Below are 25,774 nucleotides of genomic sequence, written 5' to 3'. Positions count from 1 at the left end.
TCACAGCGCGTGCCGCACCCACACGTTCGGCTCCACATACACCGCGTACCCGCGCGCGGGCTCGCAGTGCACCGGCACCAGCGCCCCGGGCACCTCGACGGGACCCTCCTCGTCGAAGGGCAGCCCGGTCCACTCCCGCCACCGCGCCGGCGTGGCCGACACCGTCATCGACACCGGCGCCACCTTCTCGACGACACCGCCCGCGCGGACGTGGACCCGCAGCCACGGGTCGTACGGCAGCCCGTCGTCCCGGACGCGCCGCGCGTACTCCTCGATGGGTGTGGCCGGTTCCAGGTGCTTGGCGTTCGGCCGCACCGGCGCGACGAGCTCGCCGAAGCCGCGCCCGCGCGCGTTCTCGCGCAGGGCCGCGAGCATCCGGCCGGACACGCCGTGGCCCTGCGCGTCCGGGGCGACCGTGATCTCGACGGCGCTGACGGTGTCCGGCTCCCGGCCCCGCCTCAGGTCCGAGAACGCCCACAGCATGACCTGGTCCCAGCCGCCGTCGGGCAACTCCCCGCGCCCTTCGGCCCGCAGCGCGAACGGCACGCTGAACGCCCGCGCCACCACCCGCTCTCGGGCGTCCGTGGCGATGAGCACGTGCTCCGGCCACTCCACGGGGATCCGCCCCATCAGCGACCAGGAGACGGGGTCGTACTGCACGAACTCGGCCCAGGTGTCGGCCATGGCCGACATGGAGTCGGCGAGTCCGGTCCGTTCGGCGAGGGTGGTGATCTTCAGGTCCACGCCTCGCACGCTAGCCGCCGGGGGGCGGCACGGGAACCGGTCTACCGCGCCCGGAACCGCCCCGGCGCCTCGGTCGGGGCGCCGCCCGTCGGCAGCTTCTCCTGCGGGCAGCGCGAGAGCACCCGCCGCATGGCGTCCCGTTCGGCGCCCGTCACCCACAGCCCGTACTTCTTCTTCACGGCGACCTGCCGCGCCACATACGCGCACCGGTAGGACTTGTTCGCGGGCAGCCACGTCGCCGTATCGCCGTCGCCCTTGCCGCGGTTGGGGCCCGCGTCGACGGCGAGGAGGTTCAACGGGTCGTTGGCCAGCGCGATGCGCTTGCTCGGGCGCCACTTCCCGGCGCCCTTCTGCCAGGCGTCGGAGAGCGCGACGACGTGGTCTATGTCGACGCGGCTGCGCCCGCGCGTGAACGTCACGTCCTTGCCGGTGTACGGATCGGGGGCGAGGCTGCCCGACACGACCGTGCAGTCGCCGTCCCGGAACTTCACGCCGTCCAGGTCCCGCTTGAGTATGTCGTCGCGGGTCCCGCAACCGTTCGAGTCGGTGTCGGCCCAGGGGCTGCCGAACCGCGCCCGGTCGTAACCGGTCTTGGGCGCGCGCCCCTTGACGGTGAGGGAGTCCACGGCGGCGAGCGCGGGCCCGCCCCGCGCACCGGAGCCCACGGCTCCGCCCTTGTCGCCCTTGCCGCTGTCGGCGTCACCCTTGCAGGCGGAGAGCCCGCCCCCGAGCACGAGCAGCGCCACCACCGCGCCCGCGCCCGCCCGCCGCCTCGTCCCGCCGCACGTCACGATGGACCCGAGCCTCACAGTCGTTCCCTCCCCTGGACCGGCCCCACGGTAGCGGCCAAGTGGTCCAGACCATACCGCCCTTCAGCGAGCAAGCAGCACAAACCCGACGTATCGTCGGCCGTGACCCGCCCCACCCCTGATCCCCCCCAGGAGCTCCCCATGGGCATCTACGACAAGGCCGAGGGCAACCCCAAGAACCGGAACCAAGGCCGGTCCAAGGACAGGTCGAAGGGCCGCGCCAAGGACCGGTCCAAGGCCGAGAACGTCGCCGACGCCATGGAGCAGGAGGTCGGCGAGAAGACCGGCGACACGTCCGCCGCCCGCGTCCAGAAGACCCGGGACCAGGGCCACGACGCCCCGGACCGCGACGACCGGAAGCCGGAGCGCCGACCGCGCTGACGGGCACCCGGGGAGCAGCCCTCACGCTGACGGGCCCCCGCCCCTCACACCTTCCCGATCCCCAACGTGTTCCCCTCCGTCGGCAGCAGTCCCGACCCGAGGACCGTCACCCACAGCGGGCCCAGCAGGTCCGCAAGGCGCGCCGTCGCGTCCGCGCCCAGTGCCCGCCACGGCGCCGTCGCCAACTCGTCGGTGCGGAGCTCGACTTCGGCGCGCAGCGCACGCCCCGCCTCCGTGGCGGTGCCGCCCGCGTCCAACAGCCCCCGCCCCACGAGCCGTTGCCGGGCCGCGTCCCACTCCTCGGCGGTCCATCCGCGGCTCGCGAACGTCTCCTCCGGTGCCGCGCCGATCGCCGCGAAGGACACCAGCGCCTCGACGGGGTCGAGCCCGGCCGCCAGGAGCGCCACGAGGTGGCCGTCACCCCGGTGCTCCCGCAGGACCGTCGCCGCCTGCCACAGCGCGAGATGCGGCTCCGCGGGCCAGGGCAGCTCGGCGTTGGCGGCGGCGAGCGGGCGCCCTTCGTTGTTCACCGCCTCCGCCGCGCGCCGCGCCAGCCGGGCCGCCTCCGCCACGTCCGGCCCGTCAACCGACTCACCGAAGAGCGCGCGCCAGGCGCGGTCGATCCCGCGCAGCCGGGCGGCCAGCACGTCGGCGGGCGCCGCGACGCTCCATGCCGCCGGGACGTACTCCCCCACCATTCGCGGGCTGAAGCTGTAGAACGCGGACGTCACACGCTCGCGCCCCGCGGCACCGAGCGGCGCCGCCCGCCAGGCGAAGTAGCTCGGCCAGCGCTCACCCGTCGCGAAGCCGAGCCCGGCGGCCTCGTCGAGGGCCTCGGGCGCGTAATAGACCACGGCGTGCAGAGGCTCGAGCAGGTGCCACATCTGCCGCACCCGGCCCGGCTCGGCCTCCCCCGACACGGCCCCCGCCGACGCCTCGTTCCCGTCCGTCCCCGTCATCGCCCCACACCTCCGTCACTCGACAGCGCGACCCCACGCGGGCCGCGCCCAGGACGCGGCACCACCCGGAGCCGAGCCCAGGAAGCGGCCCACCCGGGGCCGCGCCCGAGCGCCGGGGCCTACGACCCCAGCACCGAAGCCAGGAACTCCCCGACCCAGCCCAGAAGTTCCCGCCCGACCAGCGGCTTGCCGCCGACCTTCGCCGTCTTCGGGCGCGGTACGAGAACCTGGTGCGCGGCCGCCTTGATGACCGTGCCGGGATAGAGCCGCTTGAGCCGCAGCTCCTGCGATTCGCGCAGGTCCACCGGAGCGAAGCGGATGTTGTTGCCCTGGAGCACGATCTCGCCGACGCCGCACGCCCGCGACAGCATGCGCAGGCCCGCGACGAGCAGGAGGTTCTCGACCGGCTCGGGCAGCTTGCCGTAGCGGTCGGTGAGTTCCTCGCGCACCGCCTTGACGTCGTCCTCCGTGGTGGCGGAGGCGATCGAGCGGTAGGCCTGCAGGCGCAGGCGCTCGCCGGGGGCGTAGTCGTGCGGGACGTGCGCGTCCACCGGGAGTTCGATCTTGACCTCCAGCGGCGGCTCCTCCTCCACGCCGCCTTCCAGGGACGCGCGGTAGTCGGCGACGGCCTCGCCCACCATGCGTACGTAGAGGTCGAAGCCGACGCCCGCGATGTGGCCGGACTGCTCGCCGCCGAGCAGGTTGCCTGCCCCGCGGATCTCCAGGTCCTTCATCGCCACGTACATGCCCGCGCCCATCTCCGTGTGCTGGGCGATGGTCGCGAGCCGCTCGTGCGCGGTCTCGGTCAGCGGCTTCTCCGGCGGATACAGGAAGTACGCGTAACCGCGCTCGCGCCCACGGCCCACGCGGCCGCGCAGCTGGTGCAGCTGGCTCAGGCCGAAGTTGTCGCCGCGCTCCACGATGAGCGTGTTGGCGTTGGAGATGTCGATGCCGGACTCGACGATCGTCGTGGAGACGAGGACGTCGAACTTCTTCTCCCAGAAGTCCACGACCACCTGCTCCAGGGCCTGTTCGGACATCTGGCCGTGGGCGGTCGCGATGCGCGCCTCGGGCACGATGTCGCGCAGCCGGGCAGCCGCCCGGTCGATGGACTCGACGCGGTTGTGGATGTAGAAGACCTGGCCCTCGCGCAGCAGCTCGCGGCGGATGGCCGCGCCGATCTGCTTCTCCTCGTACGGCCCGACGAAGGTCAGGACCGGGTGCCGCTCCTCGGGGGGCGTGGTGATCGTGGACATCTCGCGGATGCCGGTCACGGCCATTTCGAGCGTACGGGGGATGGGCGTCGCGGACATGGTGAGGACGTCGACGTTGGCGCGCAGCTTCTTCAGCTGCTCCTTGTGCTCGACGCCGAACCGCTGCTCCTCGTCGACGATGACCAGGCCCAGGTCCTTGAACTTGGTCTCGGACGAGAACAGGCGGTGGGTGCCGATGACGATGTCGACGGCGCCGTCCTTGAGGCCCTCCAGGGTCGCCTTCGCCTCGGTGTCCGACTGGAAGCGGCTCAACGCCCGGACGTTCACCGGGAATTGCGAGTAGCGCTCGGAGAACGTGCCGAAGTGCTGCTGGACGAGGAGTGTCGTGGGGACGAGGACGGCGACCTGCTTGCCGTCCTGCACCGCCTTGAAGGCCGCGCGGACCGCGATCTCCGTCTTGCCGTAGCCCACGTCGCCGCAGATCAGGCGGTCCATCGGGACCGACTTCTCCATGTCCTCCTTGACCTCGGCGATGGTGGTGAGCTGGTCGGGGGTCTCCACATACGGGAAGGCGTCCTCCAGCTCGCGCTGCCAGGGGGTGTCGGGGCCGAAGGTGTGGCCGGGGGCCGCCATCCGGGCCGAGTACAGCTTGATCAGGTCCGCGGCGATCTCCTTGACCGCCTTCTTCGCCCGCGCCTTGGTCTTCGTCCAGTCGGCGCCGCCGAGGCGGTGCAGCGTGGGGGCCTCGCCGCCCACGTACTTGGTGATCTGCTCCAGCTGGTCGGTGGGGATGTAGAGCCGGTCGCCGGGCTGGCCGCGCTTGGCGGGGGCGTACTCCACGACCAGATACTCGCGGGTCGCGCCCTGGACCGTGCGCTGCACCATCTCGATGTAGCGGCCGACGCCGTGCTGCTCGTGCACGATGTAGTCGCCGGCTTCGAGGGTCAGCGGGTCGATGGTCTTGCGGCGCCGGGCGGGCATGCGCTGCCCGTCCTTGCCCGCCGCCTTCTGGCCCGTGAGGTCGGTCTCCGTCAGGACGGCGAGCTTCAGGGCCTCGTCGACGAAGCCGTAGTCGATCGAGCCGCAGGCCACGTGCACCACGGACGGGGTGAGGGCGGTGAGGTCGGCGTCGAGGCGGGCCGCGATGCCTTCGCCGCCGAGCACCTCGGCGGTGCGGGCGGCCGGGCCGTGGCCCTCCGTGACGTACACCGTGCGCCAGCCGTCGGCGAGCCAGCCCTTGGTGTCGGCGAGGGCCTTCGCGGTGTCTCCCCGATACGTCTCCGGGGCGTGCATGCCGAGCTTGAGGGTGTCCGTGTCGCCGTCGTCGACGGTCTCGTCGGCGGCGAACGGGCTGACCGACCACCACATCATGCCGAGCTCGCGGGCCCGGTCGCGGACGTCCGCGATGCCCCACAGCGAGGCCGCGCCCACGTCGATCGGCGCCTCCCCTCCCGCCCGTCGCCCACCACCACCCTTGCCGGAGCGGTCTTCGACCGCGCTGGACATCGCCGTCGCGGCCCAGCTGGCCTGGAGGAACTCCTGGCTCGTCGCCACCAGGTCCGCGGCGCGCGTGCGCACCCGCTCGGGGTCGCAGACCAACGCCATGGCCCCGGCCGGGAGGACATCCAGCAGCAGCTCCATGTCGTCCACCAGGACCGGGGCCAGGGACTCCATGCCCTCGACCGCGATGCCCTCGGCGATCTTGCCGAGCAGCTCGCCCAGCTCCGGGTGTTGCTCGGCGAGGGCCGCTGCCCGGCCGCGCACCTCCGCGGTGAGGAGCAGCTCGCGGCACGGCGGCGCCCACAGGCCGTGCTCGGCGATCTCCAGGGACCGCTGGTCGGCGACCTTGAAGTAACGGATCTCCTCGACATCGTCGCCCCAGAACTCCACCCGCAGGGGGTGCTCCTCGGTGGGCGGGAAGACGTCCAGGATGCCGCCGCGCACGGCGAACTCGCCGCGCTTCTCCACCAGCTCCACGCGCGCGTACGCCGCCGCGGCCAGGGCCTCGACCGTCTCGCCCAGGTCGGCCGACTCGCCCGTGCGCAGGGCCACGGGCTCCAGGTCGCCGAGCCCCTTGACCTGCGGCTGCAGCACGGAGCGCACCGGCGCCACGACCACCGAGACCGGGCCCGTCTCGGGGTCGTCGGCGCGCGGGTGCGCGAGGCGGCGAAGCACCGCGAGGCGGCGGCCGACGGTGTCCGAGCGCGGGGACAGCCGCTCGTGCGGCAGCGTCTCCCACGACGGATACTCCACGACCCCCTCGGGCGGCAGCACCGTCCGCAGCGCGGCTGCCAGGTCCTCGGCCTCGCGGCCGGTGGCCGTCACCGCGAGGACGGTGCGGCGCGCCTCGCGGGCGAGGGCCGCCACGGCGAAGGGGCGGGCGGCCGGGGGGCCGACCAGGTCGATGTGGTGCCGGTTGCCGTCGGCCGCGGCCTTCACCGCTTCGGTGAGGGCCGCGTCCTTGACGACGGCGTCCAGCAGTCCGTGCAGGCTCATGAAGGGGCATCCAGTCCGGGGCAGAGAACGATGCGGACAACGCGAACAGCCCGGCACGTCGCACGGGCCGGGGGCCTCCAGGGTACGTCGGCCGGGCGTCGGCCACCTTTCCCAGTGGTCGGCTCGGGGTGGGGCCCTGCCGGGGGCTCCCCAAGCCCGCCCCTTCCCGAAACTGGGGGCTCCGCCCCCAGACTCCCGCTCCTCAAACGCCGGAGGGGCTGAATGTGTGCCGGTGCGGCTGGGTTTCAGCCCGTCCGGCGTTTGAGGACGAGGCCCGAAGGGCCGATGAGGCGGGGCGAGGGGCGCAGCCCCCTATGACGAGGGCCGGGCCCGGGGGAACGTTCCCCCGGGCCCGGCCCTCCCCCGCGCGCAGTGGCTACTCAGTAGCAATCGCGTTCAGCACGTTCATCCGCCCCGCCCGGAACGCCGGGACCAGCGCCGCGAACAGGCCCACGAACGCCGAGCCCACGAAGACCGCGATGATCGTCGGCCAGGGGATCTCCAGGACCTTCAGGCCCTCCAGGGCGAGGAGTTTCTGGGCCGTCGCGCCCCAGCCCATGCCGAGGCCGAGGCCGAGGAGGGCGCCGAAGAGGGCGATGACCACCGACTCCATGCGGATCATGCGGCGCAGCTGGCGGCGGGAGAGGCCGATCGCCCGCATCAGGCCGATCTCACGGGTCCGCTCGACCACCGAGAGGGCCAGCGTGTTCACCACGCCCAGGATGGCCACGATGATCGCGAGGCCGAGCAGGCCGTAGACCATGTTCAGCATCTGGCCGACCTGGTTCTTCAGGTCCTCCTTGAAGTCGGCCTGGTTCTGGACCTTGTACGTCGGGTCGGCGTCGAGGCCGGCCTTGAGGGCCTTGTACGCCGCGTCCGTCTTACCGGAGGCCGCCTGGGCGAACACCATGGTGCTGAGGGGCATCCTGTCGGCGGGCACATAGCGCTCGACGGTCGTGATGTTCGTGAACATCGCGCCCTTGTCGAGGGCGGTGTCGTCCGAGGTGATCGCGGCGATCCTCAGCGTGGCGGTCCTGCCGTCGTCGAAGTCGACCTTCAGCTCGTCGTCGAGCTTCAGGCGGTGCTTCTTGGCGAACTCCTCGCCCACCGACATGGCGTCCTTGCCGAACGCGGCACTCAGCTTCCCCGAGAGGGTCTCGCGGTGCATGTCCTTGACGTACGTCGGGTCGGCGGCGCTGACGCCCTTGTTCTTGGTGACCTTGCCGTCCGGGGTGGTGATGTCGGCGTCCGGGAACTTGTAGCGCGTGATGTGGTCGACGTTCTCGGTCTTCCGCATGAGGTCCTCGACCTGGTGGGTGACCGGGCGCTTGCCCTGCACGATGAAGTCCGCGCCCACCGACTTGTCCAGCTCGTCCGTGGCCGAGGCGACCATCGAGGAGCCGACGACGGAGAGGCAGGCGACCAGGGCGAGGCCGATCATCAGGGCGGCGCCGGTGGCGCCCGTGCGGCGCGGGTTGCGCAGGGCGTTCCGCTCGGCCATGCGGCCGATGGGGCCGAACATCCGCAGGAGCACCGCGCTGATCACGCGGACCACGAAGGACGCGAGGACCGGGCCGATGACCACGAAGCCGATGAGGGTCGCGACGACGCCGAGGCCGAGGAAGAGGGAGCCGTCCTTGGCCTTGTCGGCCTGCCCGGCGGTGTAGAGCGCGAAGACTCCGGCGCCGGTGAGGGCCAGGCCGATGACGGCGCGCACGGCGCCCGACTTGGCGTCGGTCGGAGTGCCCGTCTCGCGCAGGGCGGCCATCGGGGAGACCTTGCCCGCACGCCGCGCCGGCAGGTACGCGGCGAGGACGGTGACGAGGATGCCGAGCAGCAGGCCCACCGCGGGGGTGGTCCAGGCGACGGTCAGGTCCTTGGTGGACAGCTCCATGCCCATGCCGGACATCAGCTTCATCAGGCCGACGGCGAGGCCGATGCCCGCGCCGACGCCGAGGACGGAGCCGACGACGCCGAGCAGCAGCGCCTCGACGAGCACCGAGCGGTTGATCTGCTTGCGGCTGGAGCCGATGGCGCGCATCAGGCCGATCTCGCGCGTGCGCTGGGCGACCAGCATCGAGAAGGTGTTGATGATCAGGAAAATGCCGACGAGGAAGGCGATCCCGGCGAAGCCGAGCATCGCGTACTTCATGACGTCCAGGAAGCTGCCGACGGACTTGCGGTTGTCGTCCGCGCTCTCCTTCTGCGTCCTGATCTTGTAGTCGGCGGCGCCCGCGCCGAGCGTCGTCGCCACGTTCTGCTTGAGCTGGGTGTCGCTGACGCCGCTCGCCGCGGTGACGTTGATCTGCGTGAACCGGCCGGTGGTGCCGAGCAGTTCGCGCTGGGCGGTCGGAGTGTCGAAGTAGACGATCGTGGCGCCGGGGTTGGTCACGTTGAAGGTGGCGATGCCGGAGATCTTGGCGGTGAGGTCACCGGTGGCGGCGATGGTGCGGAGCTCGTCACCGATCTTCAGGTTCTTCTTGTCGGCGGTGTCGGCGTCGACCATCACCTCGGTGGGGCCGCGCGGGGCGTGCCCGGAGGTGATCTCCATGGCGCGCAGGTCGTTCTTCGTCCAGTTGCCCGCGATGGTCGGGGCGCCGCTGGACGCGCCGATGTCGTCGTTCTTGGAGTTGACGACCGTGACGCTGTCGCTGCTGACGGCGCCCTCGGCGGACTTCACGCCGTCGGCCTTCTTCACCTGGGCTATCGCGGAGGCGGGGAGGGACTCGGGCTTGCCGGTCTTCGGGCCGTCCTCGCCCGGGTCCGGCGCGTTCTTCGGGGAGAGCGTGACGTCGGACGACGTCGCGGCGAAGAGCTTGTCGAAGGTGGTGTTCATCGTGTCGGAGAACACGAGCGTGCCGCAGACGAACGCCACCGAGAGGACCACGGCGACGGCGGAGAGCGCCATGCGTCCCTTGTGCGCGAAGAAATTGCGCATCGAGGTCTTCAGGACGGTCATGACGTGCGCCCCCGGGCGTCGAAGTGCTTCATGCGGTCCAGGACCTGGTCCGCGGTGGGGTTGTACATCTCGTCGACGATGCGGCCGTCGGCCAGATACAGCACCCGGTCCGCATACGACGCGGCGACCGGGTCGTGCGTGACCATCACGATGGTCTGGCCCAGCTCGGTCACCTTCTCCATTCCTTCTCCTATCCCACTTCGCCTTGTGGCTGTGTACCATGAAACTTACGTAAATGTTACCAAAAATAAATAAAAACTTATACTTCCTCATCACACTTTTCTTTCATTCCCCTTTCTCCTCTTCCCCTTCTCCTCCCCTCATATCATTCCTCTTCCCTCACTACTACTTCTTATCAATCTCTACATCTCTTCCTCCTTATACCCTCCATTACCTCCCTCCTCTTATTTCAATCTTCCTTACATACACTTCTCTATCATAACACTCATTCTAATCTCTACTCCTCCTAATCCTCATTCCTCATCCTTCATCTTACCTTTTCTCATTTATCTCAACAATACCAACCTTTTATCAACCTTAATACCCTCACTCAATTCCTCTTCCTATACACTTCCTCTCTTCTATCCACCTTATTCCAATCTTTCTTCCTTTTTCATCACTCTATCCCATCCTCTTTCTCATACCCTACTCATATTTACTCTCTTCCTCCTCTTTACACCTCCTTATCCAACTTCAATTTCCATTTCTATCCTCTCTCTCCTTCCTACTCACTACCCTATCATTTCTATTACCCTCCTAATACCCTTACCTAACCACATACTTATCATCTCATACTTTTACCCCCATCCCTACTCCCATCACACTAAATTAATTTTTACACTTTCCATTATCTTTCCCACACAAACATTGTCACCCTTCATCTAATACACCTTTCTACTTTCTTTCTACCCTCCCAACCTTCCTTACCTTCTACATAATCCTACCCCACCACTTACTACTACTTCGTCCCCTTTAAACCCCTTCCTGTGTATGCTAAACCTTGTAATACCACACTCTACATGGACCCACTCGTACCACCCCGCTCTCCCCCCCCCCTCTCCCCCCCCGTACCCCCACCCTCCTCCCGTCCTACCACCCCCCCCCCCCCCCCCCCCCCCCCCCCCCCCCCCCCCCCCCCCCCCCCCCCCCCCCCCCCCCCCCCCCCCCCCCCCCCCCCCCCCCCCCCCCCCCCCCCCCCCCCCCCCCCCCCCCACCCCGCCCGCGCTCCCCCCGCCCCACCAGCCGAGAGTTCCTCCACCTCCCCCACGAGGCCCACCCGGTGAGAAGGTGACCCGAGGCAACAGGTGCAGGGGGAAGGAACCTTGGGATGCCGAGTACGGAGCCGGGCAGCGGCCCGAGTACGGCCATGGGTACGGCGCCGCGTACGGACAAGCGCGGTGCCGTCGTCGCCGCGCTCATGCTCGTCATGGCGCTCGCCGCCCTCGACGCCACCATCGTGTCCACCGCCGTGCCGCAGATCGTCGGCACGCTCGGCGGCTTCTCCGTCTTCTCCTGGCTGTTCTCCGGCTATCTGCTCGCCGCGACGGTCACGCTGCCGGTGTACGGCAAGCTCTCCGACACCTTCGGCCGCAAGCCCGTCCTGATCGCCGGCAGCATCCTGTTCCTGCTCGGCTCGGCGCTGTGCGCGCTCGCCTGGAACATGGGCGCGCTGATCGCCTTCCGCGTCGTCCAGGGCCTGGGCGGCGGCGCGCTGCAGGGCACCGTCCAGACCCTCGCCGCCGACCTGTACCCGCTCAAGGAGCGCCCGAAGATACAGGCCAAGCTGTCCACGGTGTGGGCCACTTCGGCGGTCGCGGGCCCCGCGGTCGGCGGCCTCATCACCGCGTACACGGACTGGCGCTGGATCTTCCTGATCAACCTGCCGATCGGCGCGCTCGCCCTCTGGCTGATCGTGCGCCACCTGCACGAGCCCGGCCGCACGACGACGGCGCCCGGACCCCGCACAGAGGCGTGGGAACGTACAGACGCGTGGAAACGTATCGACTGGCCCGGCGCCCTCGCCGTGTTCGCCGCCGGAGGCGTGCTGCTCACCGCACTCGTGCAGGGCGGCGTCGCCTGGGGCTGGCTGTCCGCGCCGTCACTCGCGCTGTTCGCGGGCGGACTGCTGTGCGTCGCGGCGGTCGTGGTCATCGAGCGGCGCGCGGCCGACCCGATCATCCCCGGCTGGGTGTGGCGGCGGCGCCCCATCGCCGCCGTGAACCTGGCGCTCGGCTCGCTCGGCCTGGTGATGGTGGCGCCCACGGTCTTCCTGCCCACGTACGCCCAGTCGGTGCTCCAACTCGCGCCCATGGCCGCCGGTTTCGTGCTCTCCGTGATGACCCTGAGCTGGCCGGTGTCGGCGGCGCTCAGCCAGCACGTCTACCGGCGCATCGGCTTCCGTCACACGGCGATGCTCGGCATCGGCGCCGCGGCCTGCGTCCTGTTCGCCTTCCCCCTCCTGCCCTACCCGGGCTCGGCCTGGCAGCCCGCTCTGCTGATGCTGCTGCTCGGCGCGGCGCTCGGGCTCTTCCAACTGCCGCTGATCGTGGGCGTCCAGTCGACCGTGGGCTGGTCGGAGCGCGGCACGACGACCGCCTCGGTCCTGTTCTGCCGCCAGATCGGGCAGACCGTCGGCGCCGCGCTGTTCGGGGCGGTGGCCAACGGGGTGCTGAGCGCGAAGCTGGGCGGGGCGGGCTCGCTGGACTCGGTGGCGAAGGCCCTGGACGACCCGGACTCGGTGGCGGACGCGGACCGGCTGCGGCGCGCGGTGGACGCGGCCGTCGACTCCGTGTACGTCGGGGCGGCGTGCGCGGCCGTGGTGTGCCTGCTGGTGCTGCTCTTCGTGGCGCCGCGGCGCTTTCCCGTGATCCAGGAGCAGGAAGGGCCTCAGCAGGAGAACGAGGAACCTCAGCAGGCGAACACTGAGCCGAATAACGAGGAAACACGGCAGCAACAGCAGCCCCAAAAGCCGCAGTTGACGCATTCCCCGGCCGAGGAGCCCCATACCGACTGACCAGTATGGCGAAAACCCCGCGCAGCCCCCCTACCTGCCAGTAGCGTTCTCGGCCCTCGCTCCCTCGCGGTCCGCACCGGACCGAAGCCGCGCTTGGAGAGGAGAACCGGGATGACCCACCCTCCGCACGACTCGTCCCCGTCGTACGTCACCTACCCCTGGCAGCCCGTCGCTCCGCCCCCGACACCCCCTCCCCCGCCCCGCACCGCGCCCCGCCACCCCGCTCTCGGCCATCATCGCGACCTCCGCGTCCTGCGCACCGCCTACCGCCGGCAGCGCCGGGTCGCCACGCTCACCGCGCTCGGCTACTTCACGCTCTTCCTGATGCTGTCCGCCTGCGCGCCGTCGTTCATGAACGGCACGGTCTCCGGCGGCCTGACGACGGGGCTGCTGCTCGGTCTCGTACAACTGCCGGTGATGTGCGTCGCCATAGCGCTGTACGAGTTCACGGCGCGCCGACGCCTGGACCAACTGGCGGCGCGGCTGCGCAAGTTGGCGGAACTGGAGGCGGGCCGTGGATGACGCCGCCCAGAGCATGTCCCTGGTCGCCTTCACGGCCGTGGTCACGCTGACGCTGCTGCTGTGCGTGATGACCGGCCCGGACCGCGACGGGCTCGGCGAGTTCTACACCGGGTACGGCGGGCTCACGCCGATGCGCAACGGCCTGGCCATCGCGGGCGACTACATCTCCGCCGCGTCCGTCCTCGGCACCACGGGCGTCATCGCGCTGCTCGGGTACGACGGCGTGGTGCTTGCCCTGAGTACGTCGCTCTCGCTGATGCTGCTGATGTTCCTGCTGGCCGAACCGCTGCGCAACGCGGGGAAGTTCACGATGGGCGACGTGCTGGCCCGCCGGATGCCGGGGCGGGCGGTCCGCATCACCGCGTGCGCGGCCACGCTCGCCGCACTGCTTCCGCTGATGCTCGTCCAACTGGCGGGCGCGGGCGATCTGCTGGCCTTCATACTGGGCTTCTCCAGCCCCGGCCTGAAGACCGGCTGCGTGATCGCGCTCGGCGCGCTGATGATCAGCTACGCGGCGATCGGCGGGATGAAGGGCACGGCCCTCATCCAGATCCTCAAGATGGTGATCCTGCTCGGCTCCGGCACGGTCGTCGCCGCGCTCATCCTCAGCCGCTTCGACTGGGACCCGGGCGCGCTGCTGCTCGCCGCGCGGCACCGCAGCGAACTCGGGCCCGCCTACCTCCAGTCGGGGCTCCAGTTCGACGGGGGCGCCGCGCCCCGGCTCGACATGATCAGCTCCGAGCTCACCGTGGTCCTCGGCGGGGCGTGTCTGCCGCACATCACGATGCGCATGTACACCGCGCGCAGCGCGCCGGAGATAAGGCGCTCCCTGTCCTGGGCGGTGTCCTCCGTCGCGCTCTTCGTCGTCATCATCACCGTCATCGGGTTCGGTACGACGGCGATGCTCGGGCGGGCCGCGGTCGCCGGGCACGATCCGCAGGGCAACACGGCCTATCTCCTGGGCGCCCGGGCGGTGTTCGGGGCCGACGCCTCCACGGCCGAGACCCTGCTGTTCACGACCGTCGCCACTGCCATCTTCCTGACGCTGCTCGCGTCCGTGGCCGGGATGATCCTCGCCTGCGCCAACTCCCTGGCCCACGACGTGTTCGCGGCCTGCCGCCGTGACCTCGCGCCCCGCAAGGAGATGACGCTCGCGCGCGGCTCGGCGCTCGCCGTGGGCGCCCTCGCCATCACCCTCGCCGTCCTCATCCAGGACCGCAATCTGCAGCCGCTGGTGACGCTGTCGTTCTGCCTCGGCGCGTCCGTGCTCGCGCCCGCGCTCATCTATACGTTGTTCTGGCGCCGGTTCACCCGGGCGGGGCTGCTGTGGACTCTCATCGGCGGCACGGTCGGCTGCGCCGTGCTCATGACGGGGACGAACCTGGTCTCCGGCTCGCCCGGCGCCGCGTTCCCCGACCACGACTTCAACTGGTTCCCCTTCACCACGACCGGCCTCGCCTCCATCCCGCTCGGCTTCCTCCTCGGCTGGCTCGGCACGGTCGGCTCGCGCCGGGCGGTGCAGCGGGAGCAGCGGGGGCGGTACGAGGCTGTGGAGCCGTTCATCCTGGCGGGGGCTCGCGGGGCGCGTGTGCGGTGAGCTTCGTGGCCGTGGGCCTCGCCGCTCGGGTGGTCTCCCACCCACCCGCCCCGGCTGTACCGCACCGGGGTGCCCAGCACCCCGCGGTACCCCCGGCCGGGGGGTGGGTGGGGGCACCCGGCGCCCCACGGTGTCCCCGCCCGGGGGGGGGGTGGGTGGGAGCACCCTGCGCCCCGCGGCGCCCTCGCCCGGGGGGGCGGCGCCCGGCGGGTGCCCCAGCCTTCGGCGCCGTCTTCTCCGCCGCTCCGGGGCGGGTCTCCCACCCGCCCGCCCCGGCTTGACCACACCGGGGTACCCGGCACCCCGCGGCGCCCCCGCCCGGGGGGGGGTGGGCACCCGGCGTCCCACAGTGCCCCCAGCCTTCCGCGCCGTCTTCTCCGCCGCTCCGGGGCGGTTTCCCACCCGCCCGCCCTTTACTCGTGACCCTGTCCGTCATGGTGCCGTCCAAGAAGGCCGACCTGACGGCCACCCCACGGTTCCAGTAACGGGTGGGCGGGTGGGAGACATCCGCCGCGAAGCGGCGGGACTGAGATCGCCGGCCCGCGGCCCGCGACGAGACCGTCAGGACTCGCCGCCGACCGCGGGGCCAGGCACGGTACCGGGCCCGTCCTCGTGCCCTCGTCCAGTCAGCGCAGCGAGACTGCTCCGCACATGATCCATGTGCGCCCGCACCTCGTCCCACCGCTCCCCGTGCTCCCGCAGAATCCGTTCCGTCTCGCGCCCGACGCGCTCCTCCCGCATCCGCGCCCGCGCGAGAATGTCCGCGGCGCGTGCCGAGGCGTCCTCCTGTCCGTGCCGCGCGGCCTCCTGGGCCTGGGCATGGGCGCGCTCGGCCTCGGCGAGCCGGGTCTCGGCGGCCTCGACCAGGGACGCCTCGTGCGCCTCGGCCGCGGCCTCGCGCTCGGCGATCTCCCGCTCGGCGGCTTCCCACCGCTCGGTGTGGTCCTTCTCCAGCTCGGCGAGGAGCCCACTGGTCCGCTGCCGCATCTCGCGCAGCGCGGCCAGCGCCTCGCCGCGCCACTCCTTCGCGTCCGTCCGGGCGGCGACGCGCGCCTCGTCGGCGGTGGCGCGGTCCGCGAGCAGCCGCTGCCGCGCCCGCTCCTCCGCCTCGCCGCACACCGTCTCGGCGTACGCCCGCGCGGCCTCCCGCAGCGCCGCCGCCTCGGCCTCGGCGGACTCCTCGGCCGCACGCGCGGCGGCCGCGGCCTCCTCCCGCAGGGCCGCGGCCTCCTCCTCGGTCAACGCCAGCAGATACTGCGCGCGTTGCCCCAGTTCCTCGTACGTCTGCGGAGCCAGCTGCGCGACGACCTCGCGCATCCGCTCGGCCTCGGCGCCCATCTCCTTCGCGAGGACGGTGAGGCGGGCCGCCCGTTCCCACGCCGCGTCGCGGTCTCTGGAGAGCGCGTCGGCGTACGCGTCCACCTGCCCGGGACGGTAACCGCGCCCGCGCACGGCGACGAAGCCATGAGGTGACACCGACACACCGCTGCCGCTCATCCTTGATCCCCTCTTTCGCCCACACAGACTCTCGCCGTCACGCCGACCGCGTACAACGCGATTGGCGCACATCTTGATGGATCAAGCGGAAGTGGTCATAACGCGACACTCCGCCCACTCCATCCGGTCAAGGATGCGTCAATTGGCGGCAGAAGTCGGAATCGGGTTGTCGTTCCGGCGTACGTCGAAGGCCTGATCGGGCCCCGCGGGGCCGACCGCGTACGCATCCGGCGGGCCGCGTACGCGAGCGCGCACGACGGAGGCGCCCGACCTGTCAGCCCAGGTCGGGCGCCTCCGTCCGGATGTTCCGCGTTACAGCAGTCCGTCCCACATCTGCTCGAGCAGCACCGACCACCAGCTCTCCGGCGACGCGAGCGCGGCCGGGTCGAGCGCGGCGAGCTGCGTCTGGAAGTCGACGGTCCAGCGGCCCGCCTGCTCCTGGTTGAGGCCGTAGCGCAGCCGCCACATGCGGCCGAGCAGGCCCAGGCAGCGCGCGAACTCGGGCAGGCCCGTGTTCACGAACTGCGGCGGCACGGGGGCCCCGCCGGGGCCGGCCTCGACGGGGACGGCGACGATGTTCGCCGTGCCGTACTGGACGCAGATCGCGCGCCCGAAGTCGCTGCCCATGACCAGGTACGAACCGGCGTCCGACGCGGGCTGCACGCCCCGCTCCTGGGCCATCTCGGCGAGCGTCGGCACCGGCCGTCCCGGCTGGGCCTGCGCCCAGAAGAACGGGCCGAAGTCGACGGGCAGACCCGCCACGACGAGCGTGTGCGCCACGACCTCCGGCACGCCCTGGCGGGACACCGCCCGCTGGTCGAACCGGAACACGCCGGGGCCGAACGCCCCCGCGAGCTCCTGGGCCACGCCCTCCGGCGGCAGCGGGGGCGCGGGCGGCACCTGCTGCAGCGGCGCGCGCACCGGCGCGAGGCGCGCGGGGCCGTCCGCGACCTGGTGCAGCTCGCCCTGGTGCGCGAGCAGTTGCTGCATGCCCTGCTGGCGCGAGGCGTGGTCCTTGCCGTACGACGCGATCGAGGTGATGCGCGCCTGCGGCCAGGTCTCCCGGATCATGCGCGCGCAGTACGCGCCGGGCAGGTCGCAGGACTCCAGCTCGGTGTGCAGCTCCAGGACCTGGTCCGGCGGGATGTTCATGCCGCGCAGCTCGTGGAAGATCTGCCACTCCGGGTGCGGCGTGCCCGGCGCCGAGCGCCGGATGACCTGCTGCTCGGAGCCGTCGGGCGCGCGGTAGCGCAGCACGGCCTGGTAGCCGGGGCCGACGGTGGGCTGCCCGGCCGGGGGGTGCGGGTAGCCGTACGGCTGGCCTGGGGCGGGGGCCATGCCCGGGCCGGGGCCCATGCCCGGGGCGGGCGGGGGCATGCCGGGGGCGCCCGGGGTTCCGGGGGCGCCGGGGGGCATGGGGGCACCAGGAGCGCCGGGTGCGCCGGGCGCTCCGGGCGCGCCCGGAGGCATGGGTGCGCCGGGGCCGCCGACGGCCGGGCCCGCGAGCATGGTGGCGGCGTGGTGGACGCCGTCGCCCGGGGCGCCGGGAGCCCCGGGTGCGCCAGGTGCGCCGGGGGGCTGTGGGGCTCCGGGGGTGCCGGGGGCTCCGGGCGGGCCGGGAGGCTGGGGAGCACCGGGGGCACCCGGTGCACCCGGGGCGGCCGGGGGCTTCACGCCGCCGCCCAGGCTCGGGTCGGCCAGCATCGTCGCCGCGTGGTGCACACCGCCCGGGGGCGTGCCCGGGGTACCGGGGGCACCCGGAGGCTGCGGCGCCCCAGGAGCTCCGGGGGCTCCGGGCGGGCCGGGAGGCTGGGGAGCGCCGGGGGCACCCGGTGCACCCGGGGCGGCCGGGGGCTTCACGCCGCCGCCCAGGCTCGGGTCGGCCAGCATCGTCGCCGCGTGGTGCACACCGCCGGGGGGCGTGCCCGGGGTACCGGGGGCACCCGGAGGCTGCGGCGCCCCAGGAGCACCCGGGGCACCGGGCGTACCGGGAGCCGCAGGCGCGCCAGGCGCACCGGCACCGGCATCGGCAGCCGCACCGGCCGGCGGAGGCGTGTCGCCCGCGCCGGGAGCCTGACCCTCAGGACCGAGCGGCGACATCAGCTGCGTCGGCACGTACCCGCCCGCGGGAGCACCGGGCGTACCCGGGGCGCCGGGCGGCGCCGGGGCGCCGGGCGGCGGGCCCTGCGCCTTGCTGGTCGCGGCGTCCGCGATGTCCGCGGCGCCGGGCGCACCGGCGCCGTCAGGACCTTGCGGGTACCCGTACGCGGAGGGGGCGCCCGCACCGGCGGGCGGCGGGGACGCGTAGGAGCCGCCGGACGAACCGGCGGGCGGAGGCGTGCCCGGCCCACCCGAAGTCTGGGGCAGGTCGGTGCCACCCGCCGCGTACCCGTCGGGCAGCGGGGGCAGCCCGGGGCCACCGGCTCCCGAACCAGCGGGCGGCTGCGGCACGTTGGCGCCACCAACACCCGACCCGGCGGGCGGCGGAGGAACATTGGGGCCACCGGCCGCCGATCCCGCAGGCGGCGGAGGCATGTGGGGACCACCCACCGGAGCACCCGAAGGCGGCGGCAACCCAGGACCACCAACGCCGGAACCAGCGGGCGGCGGAGGCATATTGGGGTCACCGGCACCCGAACCCGCAGGCGGCGGAGGCACGTTGGAACCGCCGACCGGAGCACCCGAAGGCGGCGGCAGGCCGGGGCCACTGGCGCCCGAACCAGCAGGCGGAGGCGGCAAACCAGGACCACCCACCGCCGAACCCGCAGGCGGCGGAGGCGGGTTCGGGCCCGCGCCCGGCGCCCCCGCCTGCGGGTCGTCGATGGCGGGCGCGAGGGCCGTCTTCGGGAGCTGGCTGCCGCCCGACATCAGCGCGGTCTTGGCTTCCGGCGACACCGAGGGCGGCCCCTCGTCGTCACCTTCCCGGCCGGGGGCGACCAGCGGCGGCGAGAACACCGTCGCGGGCAGCGGCACCGCGACGTCCTCGTCGTCGGCGCCCGTGTTCGTGTCCGTACCGGCCCACGGCGTCGCGGCCGCGGGCGCACCCGCCCCGGCCCCGTCGGCACCGGAGGCCTGCTCGTCGCCGGACGCGCCGGCCGCGGGCCACGGCGTACCGCCACCGGGCGCGGCGGGCGTCCCCTGCGCGGCCGGCGCCGCAGGGCCCCCCGGAGCCGCGGACGGCCCGGACGCCGGCACCCCGGCGGGCCCGGGCGCCGCGCCGGCCCCCGCCGGGGCCGAACTCCCGCCCCCCGAAGCCCAGTCGGCCCCGACACCGGCACCACCCGAAGCAGCACCTGCACCCGCACCAAAGCCCAAGTCAGCCCCGGCATCAGCACCAGAACCAGCCCCAGCCCCGGCGCCCACGCCAGAACCCGCGCCCGCGCCAGCACCGGACCCAGCACCGGCGCCCTCCCCGCCCTGGGCCGAGCGGCCCGAACGATCCGGGATGCCCAGCTTGTCCGCCGCCTCCTGCAGCCACTCCGGCGGGCTCAGCAGGAACGACGTCTGGTTCAGGTCCATGCGCTGGGGCGCGGCGGCGGGAGCCGGTTCGGGGGCCGCGTCGGGCACCCCGTACTCCTCCTCGTACCGCCGGATCACCTCACCGACCGGCAGGGCGGGCCACAGCGTCGCCTCGCCGCTGTCCCGGGCGATGACGAGCCGCTGGTGGCCGCCGTCCGAGCGGGGACCGCCCTCGCGGTCCTCCGCCCATACGACGAAGCCGAGCTCGAACTCCCGCACCCGCACCTCGCGGTGCCCGGGTCCGGGCACGTCACCGTTGATCCATTCCTCGGCGCGCTCCTGCGCCTGCGCGAAGGTCACCATCGGTCGATCACTCCCCCACCGGGACGGCGCGCGCGAAGCCGCCGTCCACCATCAGGTTCGCCACGGTCTCCAGCTCGGGCGGATTGCCCGCGAGCCGGGAGAGGAAGGCGTCGAAGTCGTCGCCGCACGGCAGCAGCAGCCGCTGCACCCGCTCGGCGGGCGCCCAGGAGGCGTCCACGTCCCGCGCGTCGTCGTACGCGCAGAACCACACCGAGCCGATCCGGTCGCCCTTGACCTTCACGGCCAGCAGACCGCCCTGCACGAAGCCCACCGCCAGGTAGTCCTTGGTGAGGTGGTCGCGCAGGCACTTGTTGACGTACACGAGGTCGTTGACGGCCGCCTCGTCGCGGACCGTGAAGAACGGCTGGTCGATGAGGAGACCGAGCTCCGCGTCGAGGGCCGTGCCGACGGGGGCGCAGCCGCCCGCGGCCTTGAGGAAGGAGCGGTAGGCGCCGGGCAGCCGGTAGCCGAGGTCCTCCTCGACGCCCGCGATCTGCCCCTCGGTGACGGCCACCGCCGTCTTCGGCAGGGCCAGGTGCGCGGGGCGCGTCTCCTGCAGCGGGCGGGTGCCGCGCTTGTTCTGGTCGACGGGCGCGGTGGCGATGCCGCCGTGGTGCCGGAGCAGCGCCTTGACCTCGACGGGGACCAGGTCGAGGCGGCGGCTGTTCGGTACGTGGTGCCAGGTCCAGCCGTGCGGGGTCGCGACTGCGGGGACGGTGTCCCACAGTTCGTGGCCGGAGGCCGCGAGGGCCGCGTTCGCCGAGACGTAGTCCGTGAGGCGCAGCTCGTCCACGCCGAAGCCCTCGGGCGGCTCGGCGATCTCGGCGGCGGCGCGGGCGTACGGCGAGAAGTCCGGGTAGCCGTCGCCGTCCACCCGCACGCCTCTGGGGTGGCGGGCGGCGCGGACCGGATCCGGGAAGTGCACGACCTGCCCGGCATAGGCCGCGTTCGGTGGGGCGGCTTGCTCCCCGAGCCGACCTGTCGTCATGGCGGTTGCCCCCTGCGGCACTGTGAGGTTCACGGACAGCGACAGCCTATGCGTAAGGACGACACCGGTCACCGGGCCTCCGGTTCCGTGACCACCCGCCACGGGCCCGTCACCCAGAGGCGAAACCCAGGCGTGTCGCAGAGCCCCAGCTTCCGCACCGCGCGCCCCATTTGGCAGTCTGTTCCCGCAACGCGGGGGCGTGGCACCGGCGGCTGACACCGCGGGCACGGGGAGGGAAACACCACATGCACACGGCACCAACCGGCATGGCCGGCCCGGCCGGCACACCCGCGACCGGCCACGGAACGACGCGCGCGACGGCGGGAACCACGCACGCGACAGCCGGTCCGACCGCCGCTGCGCGGGCCGGCCGCACCGCCACCGCCGAGCCGGGCGACCCCCGGGTCGGCTGGAGCAGCACGCCCGCCGGCGCCCCCGTCCTGCGCCACCGGCGCGACGGCATCCTGCCCACCGTGGCGGCCGCGCTCTCGGTGCGCGGCACCACCCTGACGAGCACGCCGAGGCGCGGCGAGGATCCCCCGGATCTGCACCCGCTCGTACAGGACTTCCTCGACACCCTCACCAGCGGCCAGCGCGAGCGCTTCACGGGACGCTGCGCGGAGGCCGTCCTCATCTCCCGGCACCTCGCCGCCGCCGACGCGAACCGGTCGAAACGGGCCGCACGAAAACCCATGACCAACGGCGAGGCCCGCAAGGCCCTCAAGCACGCCAAGCTCACCACCCGCCGCATCCGCGAGGACGGCGACCCCCTGCACGGCGCCTTCGCCCGCCCGTGCCGTTCGTGCACCGCCCTCACCGCGCACTTCGGCGTCCGCGTCGTCGATCCGACCGCGCCCGACGCGTGACGCGGGCCGCCCGCCTGACGACCCCCGGCGCCCCGCGCGCCGGCCGCCGCCATCCGCACCCGCACCCGCACCACGAGGGCCGAGCCATGCACACCGAGAACTCCACCCGCTTCCCCGTGCCCGTCGACGCCGCCCTGCGCACCGCCGGCTGGCTGCCGGGCCGCTGGGACATCAAGCAGGCCGAGATCTGGGCCGACGTCCTGCGCCGCCACACCTCGCCCGCGGGCCACCAGCACGCCGTGTTCCCGGCCGCCGTGGAGGCCTGGGCGGAGTTCGGCGGGCTGCACATCACGCCGCAGGGTCCCGGCCGCCAGATCGCCCCGGCGACCCTGCACCTGGATCCGATGTACGGCCTCCACATGGCCCGCACCCTCGGCGACCTGGGGCGCGCGCTCGGCACCGAGGTCAGTCCGCTCGGCGAGGAGACGGAGACGCAGGCACTGCTCGCCATGGACGTGGAGGGCCGCGTCTACAGCCTCGACCACAGCGGCGACTGGTATCTGGGCCAGCACATCGACCAGGCCCTCACCACGCTGGTCGCGGGGACACAGCCGGTGCGGCTGACGGCGGTCTGAGACCGGCCACGGGTCCGTACGCGTACACGGGCCCGTCCACGTATCCGTACGAGGTCAGCCGCCTGCCCGTACGCGATCAGCCACGTACCCGTACGAGCTCGGCCATCTCCCCTATGAGGAAGGTCACTGACCGGCGGCCGCCGGGAGCACCGCCGACACCCTGAAGCCGCCCGCGTCCGTCGGCCCCGACACGAACACGCCGCCCAGGGCGGTCACCCGCTCCTTCATGCCGACCAGGCCGTTGCCCCCGCTGGGCAGGCCCGCGTCGGCGCCGCCCGCCTCCGGGGGCGGGCCGTTCTCGACCTGCATGGCGATCTCGGCGGCGCGGTGCGCGAGCCGGACGTAGGTCTTCGCGCCCGCGGCGTGCTTGTGGACGTTGGTGAGGGCCTCCTGCACGACGCGGTACGCGGTCTCCTCCACGTCGGCCGCGTACGCCCGCTTCTCGCCCTCCACGGACACGTCCACGGCCATGCCCGCGGCCCGCGACTGGTCCACCAGCTCGTCCAGCTCGTCCAGGCAGGGGCCGTCCGCGAGGTCGGATTCGGCGGCGGGCTCGGCGGGCGAGGCGACCCGGGCGGCCTGGGCGGCGGCCTCGCCGACGGCGGCCAGCGGGGCGGCGGCGGGGGCGGGCTTCGACGAGCCCTCGTCGGCCCGCAGCACGCCCAGCATCTGGCGCAGCTCGGTCAGGGCCTGGCGGCCCATGTCGCCGACCAGGGCGGCGTTCTTCACGGCCTTCTCCGGGTCCTTGCGGGCCACGGCCTGCAGCGCCGCCGCGTGCACGACCATCAGGCTCACGCGGTGCGCCACCACGTCGTGCATGTCGCGGGCGATGCGGGTGCGCTCCTCGCCGCGGGCCCACTCCGCCCGCTCCTCGGCGCGCTCGGCGAGCAGTTGGAGCTCGCGCTCCAGGCTGTCGGCGCGCTCGCGCAGGGACTCCATCAGGCGGCGCCGCTGGCCCACGTACAGACCGAGGAGGACCGGTGGGGCGGTGACGCCCAGCGAGGTGGTGATGGCGACGAACGGTATGTACCCCTCGCCTATGGCCAGGTCGCCGTTGGCCATGTCCTGGTTGGCGCGGACCAGCGTGACGATCAGCGTGCCCGCCGTGGACATGCCCGCGAGGGCGCCGATGATGCGGCGCGGCAGCTCGGAGGCGGCGAGGGTGTAGAGGCCGACGATGGCCATCAGGACGCCCATGCGCGCGGGCGTGATCGCGACGGAGACCAGCACGACCGCGATCGGCCAGCGGCGCCGCAGCACGAGGGTGGACCCGGCGAGCACCCCGAAGGCGACGCCGACGGCGGCCGGAATCCCGGCGTCGTCGGCGAACTCGACGCCCTCCGCGCCGCACTCGGCCGCCGACGCCAGCGCGAGGCCGACGTCCAGGACGGCGCTGCGCCGCCGCTCCCACCACCACGGCCCGGTCCTGGCCGCCGTGTCGCTGTCCCCCGTCGTGGTCATGCCTTCCAGCGTACGGGCGCCGGCGCTCCCGTATCCGGTGAGTTTCCGGCTCGAAGATGTCGGGCAGGGCGGGGCCGCCGTGCCCCTCGGTACCGTCGCGTCGGAGGCGGGCCGTACGGCATAGTGTTAGCCGCACGCCGAGCCGGTGATCCACCGGGCCCGGTGCGCGGCCCTTCCCGGGTCGTCTAATGGCAGGACAAATGGTTTTGGTCCATTGAATGAGGGTTCGATTCCTTCCCCGGGAGCCGTAACGGGCCCTGACCTCCGCGGTCGGGGCCCGCTCCGCGTTCCGGGGTTGTCCACAGGCCGGTTCCGGGGTTGTCCACAGGCCATGCGTCCGTCCCACTACGCCCCGGTATCCTGCGGATGTCCACACCCCAAGCATCCGAAGCCGAAGGGCATCCCCGTGAGCGCCAATTGCCCGGCAGCCGTCGTCGTCCTCGCAGCGGGTGAGGGCACCCGTATGAAGTCGGCCCTGCCGAAGGTCCTGCACGAGATCTGCGGCCGTTCCCTCGTCGGGCACGTCCTCGCCGCCGCCCGCGAGCTGTCGCCGCAGCGGCTCGTCGCCGTCGTCGGGCACGAGAGCGAGCGCGTCAGCGAGCACCTCGCCGCGATCGACCCCGAGGTCCGCACCGCCTACCAGGCCGAGCAGAACGGCACCGGCCACGCCGTCCGCATCGGCCTGGAGGAGCTGGGCGGCGCCGTCGACGGCACGGTCGTCGTGGTCTGCGGCGACACCCCGCTGCTGACCGGCGCGACGCTGGCCCGGCTCGCCGGCACGCACTCCGCCGACGGCAACGCCGTGACCGTCCTGACCGCCGAGGTGCCCGACGCGACGGGGTACGGCCGCATCGTGCGCGACGGCGCGTCCGGCGCCGTGACCGCGATCGTCGAGCACAAGGACGCCACCGAGGCGCAGCGCGCCATCCGCGAGATCAACTCCGGAGTGTTCGCCTTCGACGGGCAGCTCCTCAGCGAGGCGCTCGGCAAGGTCCGCACGGACAACAGCCAGGGCGAGGAGTATCTGACGGACGTCCTCGGCATCCTGCGCGAGGCCGGGCACCGCGTCGGCGCCTGTGTCGCCGACGACCACCGCGAGATCGCCGGCATCAACAACCGCGTCCAACTCGCCGACGCCCGCCGGGTCCTGAACGACCGGCTGCTCACCGAGGCGATGCTCGCCGGCGTCACCGTCGTCGACCCCGCCTCCACCTGGATCGACGCCACGGTCACCGTGGAGCGCGACGCCGTGGTGCACCCGGGCACCCAGCTCCAGGGCGGCACGCACCTGGGCGAGGGCTGCGAAGTCGGCCCGAACACGCGCCTGAAGGACACCACGGTGGGCGCGGGCGCACGCGTCGACAACACCGTCGGGGACGGCGCCGAGGTGGGAGAGCAGGCGAACGTCGGCCCGTACGCGTATCTGCGGCCGGGCACCCGGCTCGGCGTGAAGGCCAAGGCCGGTACGTACGTGGAGATGAAGAACGCGACGATCGGCGCGGGCACCAAGGTCCCGCACCTGAGTTACGTGGGCGACGCGACCATCGGCGAGCAGACGAACATCGGCGCCGCGAGCGTCTTCGTGAACTACGACGGCGAGGCCAAGCACCACACCACGGTGGGCTCGCACTGCAAGACCGGTTCGGACAACATGTTTGTGGCTCCTGTCACGATCGGCGACGGCGCCTACACCGCCGCCGGCTCCGTGATCACCAAGGACGTGCCGGCCGGTTCACTGGCCGTCGCCCGGGGCCAGCAGCGGAATATCGAGGGCTGGGTGGCCCGCAAGCGCCCGGGAAGCGCCGCCGCGAAGGCCGCGGAGGCCGCCTCCCGCGCACCCGAGACTCCGGCCGGCGAAAGCTGACCGGAAA

The 25,774-nt window shown here is 72.6% G+C and carries 16 protein-coding genes, 1 tRNA gene and 1 pseudogene; 8 read left to right on the top strand and 10 right to left on the bottom strand.

The window, feature by feature from the left end; translation table 11 throughout:
• Positions 1 to 744, bottom strand: coding sequence for an N-acetyltransferase (locus AC0KTA_RS22310; protein ID WP_481049994.1), 744 nt, complete (start codon positions 742 to 744; stop codon positions 1 to 3).
• A 41-nt stretch (positions 745 to 785) separates the two neighbouring features.
• A complete protein-coding gene (locus AC0KTA_RS22305; protein WP_481049993.1) occupies positions 786 to 1,553 on the bottom strand; it encodes an HNH endonuclease family protein in 768 nt (255 codons plus the stop codon).
• A 141-nt stretch (positions 1,554 to 1,694) separates the two neighbouring features.
• Between AC0KTA_RS22305 and AC0KTA_RS22300 the strand changes: the two genes are divergently transcribed.
• The gene (locus AC0KTA_RS22300) at positions 1,695 to 1,934 is read left to right on the top strand and encodes a hypothetical protein (protein WP_481049992.1); all 240 of its coding nucleotides are present in this window, start codon (positions 1,695 to 1,697) and stop codon (positions 1,932 to 1,934) included.
• A 44-nt stretch (positions 1,935 to 1,978) separates the two neighbouring features.
• Here AC0KTA_RS22300 and AC0KTA_RS22295 read toward each other — a convergent pair whose 3' ends face one another.
• The 4 genes and pseudogenes from AC0KTA_RS22295 to AC0KTA_RS22280 form a co-directional block, all read right to left on the bottom strand.
• Positions 1,979 to 2,893, bottom strand: a complete 915-nt coding sequence (locus AC0KTA_RS22295) for an SCO6745 family protein (RefSeq protein WP_481049991.1) — start codon at positions 2,891 to 2,893, stop codon at positions 1,979 to 1,981.
• 119 nt (positions 2,894 to 3,012) lie between these two features.
• Positions 3,013 to 6,603 (bottom strand): transcription-repair coupling factor, encoded by a 3,591-nt coding sequence (mfd, locus tag AC0KTA_RS22290; RefSeq protein WP_481049990.1) that lies wholly within the window; start codon positions 6,601 to 6,603, stop codon positions 3,013 to 3,015.
• A 376-nt stretch (positions 6,604 to 6,979) separates the two neighbouring features.
• Positions 6,980 to 9,562, bottom strand: a complete 2,583-nt coding sequence (locus AC0KTA_RS22285; protein WP_481049989.1) for an ABC transporter permease — start codon at positions 9,560 to 9,562, stop codon at positions 6,980 to 6,982.
• Positions 9,559 to 9,735: pseudogene (locus tag AC0KTA_RS22280) on the bottom strand (ABC transporter ATP-binding protein); the annotation flags it as partial. The gene AC0KTA_RS22285 and the pseudogene AC0KTA_RS22280, both read right to left, overlap by 4 nt.
• A gap of 1,154 nt (positions 9,736 to 10,889) precedes the next feature.
• Here AC0KTA_RS22280 and AC0KTA_RS22275 point away from each other — a divergent pair.
• The 3 genes from AC0KTA_RS22275 (at position 10,890) to AC0KTA_RS22265 (ending at position 14,694) form a co-directional block, all read left to right on the top strand.
• Positions 10,890 to 12,575, top strand: a complete 1,686-nt coding sequence (locus tag AC0KTA_RS22275) for an MFS transporter (protein WP_481049988.1) — start codon at positions 10,890 to 10,892, stop codon at positions 12,573 to 12,575.
• A gap of 111 nt (positions 12,576 to 12,686) precedes the next feature.
• Entirely contained in the window at positions 12,687 to 13,097 is a 411-nt protein-coding gene (locus AC0KTA_RS22270; RefSeq protein ID WP_481049987.1) for a DUF485 domain-containing protein, read from the top strand.
• A gap of 13 nt (positions 13,098 to 13,110) precedes the next feature.
• Positions 13,111 to 14,694, top strand: coding sequence for a sodium/solute symporter (locus tag AC0KTA_RS22265; protein ID WP_481056518.1), 1,584 nt, complete (start codon positions 13,111 to 13,113; stop codon positions 14,692 to 14,694).
• 561 nt (positions 14,695 to 15,255) lie between these two features.
• On the opposite strand, the gene AC0KTA_RS22260 is transcribed toward AC0KTA_RS22265, so the two are convergent.
• From AC0KTA_RS22260 to AC0KTA_RS22250, 3 genes are all read right to left on the bottom strand, one after another.
• The gene (locus AC0KTA_RS22260; RefSeq protein ID WP_481049986.1) at positions 15,256 to 16,191 is read right to left on the bottom strand and encodes a cellulose-binding protein; all 936 of its coding nucleotides are present in this window, start codon (positions 16,189 to 16,191) and stop codon (positions 15,256 to 15,258) included.
• A 312-nt stretch (positions 16,192 to 16,503) separates the two neighbouring features.
• A complete protein-coding gene (locus AC0KTA_RS22255; protein ID WP_481049985.1) occupies positions 16,504 to 20,013 on the bottom strand; it encodes an SUKH-4 family immunity protein in 3,510 nt (1,169 codons plus the stop codon).
• A gap of 7 nt (positions 20,014 to 20,020) precedes the next feature.
• Positions 20,021 to 21,001 carry an SMI1/KNR4 family protein gene (locus AC0KTA_RS22250; protein WP_481049984.1) on the bottom strand — a complete coding sequence of 327 codons (981 nt, stop codon included), beginning with the start codon at positions 20,999 to 21,001 and terminating at the stop codon, positions 20,021 to 20,023.
• A 245-nt stretch (positions 21,002 to 21,246) separates the two neighbouring features.
• Here AC0KTA_RS22250 and AC0KTA_RS22245 point away from each other — a divergent pair, with 245 nt between their 5' ends.
• Both AC0KTA_RS22245 and AC0KTA_RS22240 read left to right on the top strand, forming a co-directional pair.
• Positions 21,247 to 21,867 (top strand): YwqJ-related putative deaminase, encoded by a 621-nt coding sequence (locus tag AC0KTA_RS22245; RefSeq protein ID WP_481049983.1) that lies wholly within the window; start codon positions 21,247 to 21,249, stop codon positions 21,865 to 21,867.
• A gap of 86 nt (positions 21,868 to 21,953) precedes the next feature.
• Positions 21,954 to 22,442: an SUKH-3 domain-containing protein gene (locus AC0KTA_RS22240; RefSeq protein WP_481049982.1), complete on the top strand. Its 489-nt coding sequence runs from the start codon at positions 21,954 to 21,956 to the stop codon at positions 22,440 to 22,442.
• A gap of 123 nt (positions 22,443 to 22,565) precedes the next feature.
• On the opposite strand, the gene AC0KTA_RS22235 is transcribed toward AC0KTA_RS22240, so the two are convergent.
• Positions 22,566 to 23,903 (bottom strand): sensor histidine kinase, encoded by a 1,338-nt coding sequence (locus AC0KTA_RS22235; RefSeq protein WP_481049981.1) that lies wholly within the window; start codon positions 23,901 to 23,903, stop codon positions 22,566 to 22,568.
• Between the two features lie 174 nt (positions 23,904 to 24,077).
• Between AC0KTA_RS22235 and AC0KTA_RS22230 the strand changes: the two genes are divergently transcribed.
• A tRNA-Gln gene (locus tag AC0KTA_RS22230) sits at positions 24,078 to 24,148 on the top strand.
• A gap of 161 nt (positions 24,149 to 24,309) precedes the next feature.
• A complete protein-coding gene (gene glmU, locus AC0KTA_RS22225) occupies positions 24,310 to 25,767 on the top strand; it encodes a bifunctional UDP-N-acetylglucosamine diphosphorylase/glucosamine-1-phosphate N-acetyltransferase GlmU (RefSeq protein WP_481049980.1) in 1,458 nt (485 codons plus the stop codon).
• Positions 25,768 to 25,774: the final 7 nt, after the last annotated feature.

The organism is Streptomyces sp. Y309 (assembly GCF_056712025.1).
Note: the sequence above shows the minus strand (reverse complement) of the source record. Positions and strands in the feature narration are given on the sequence as shown.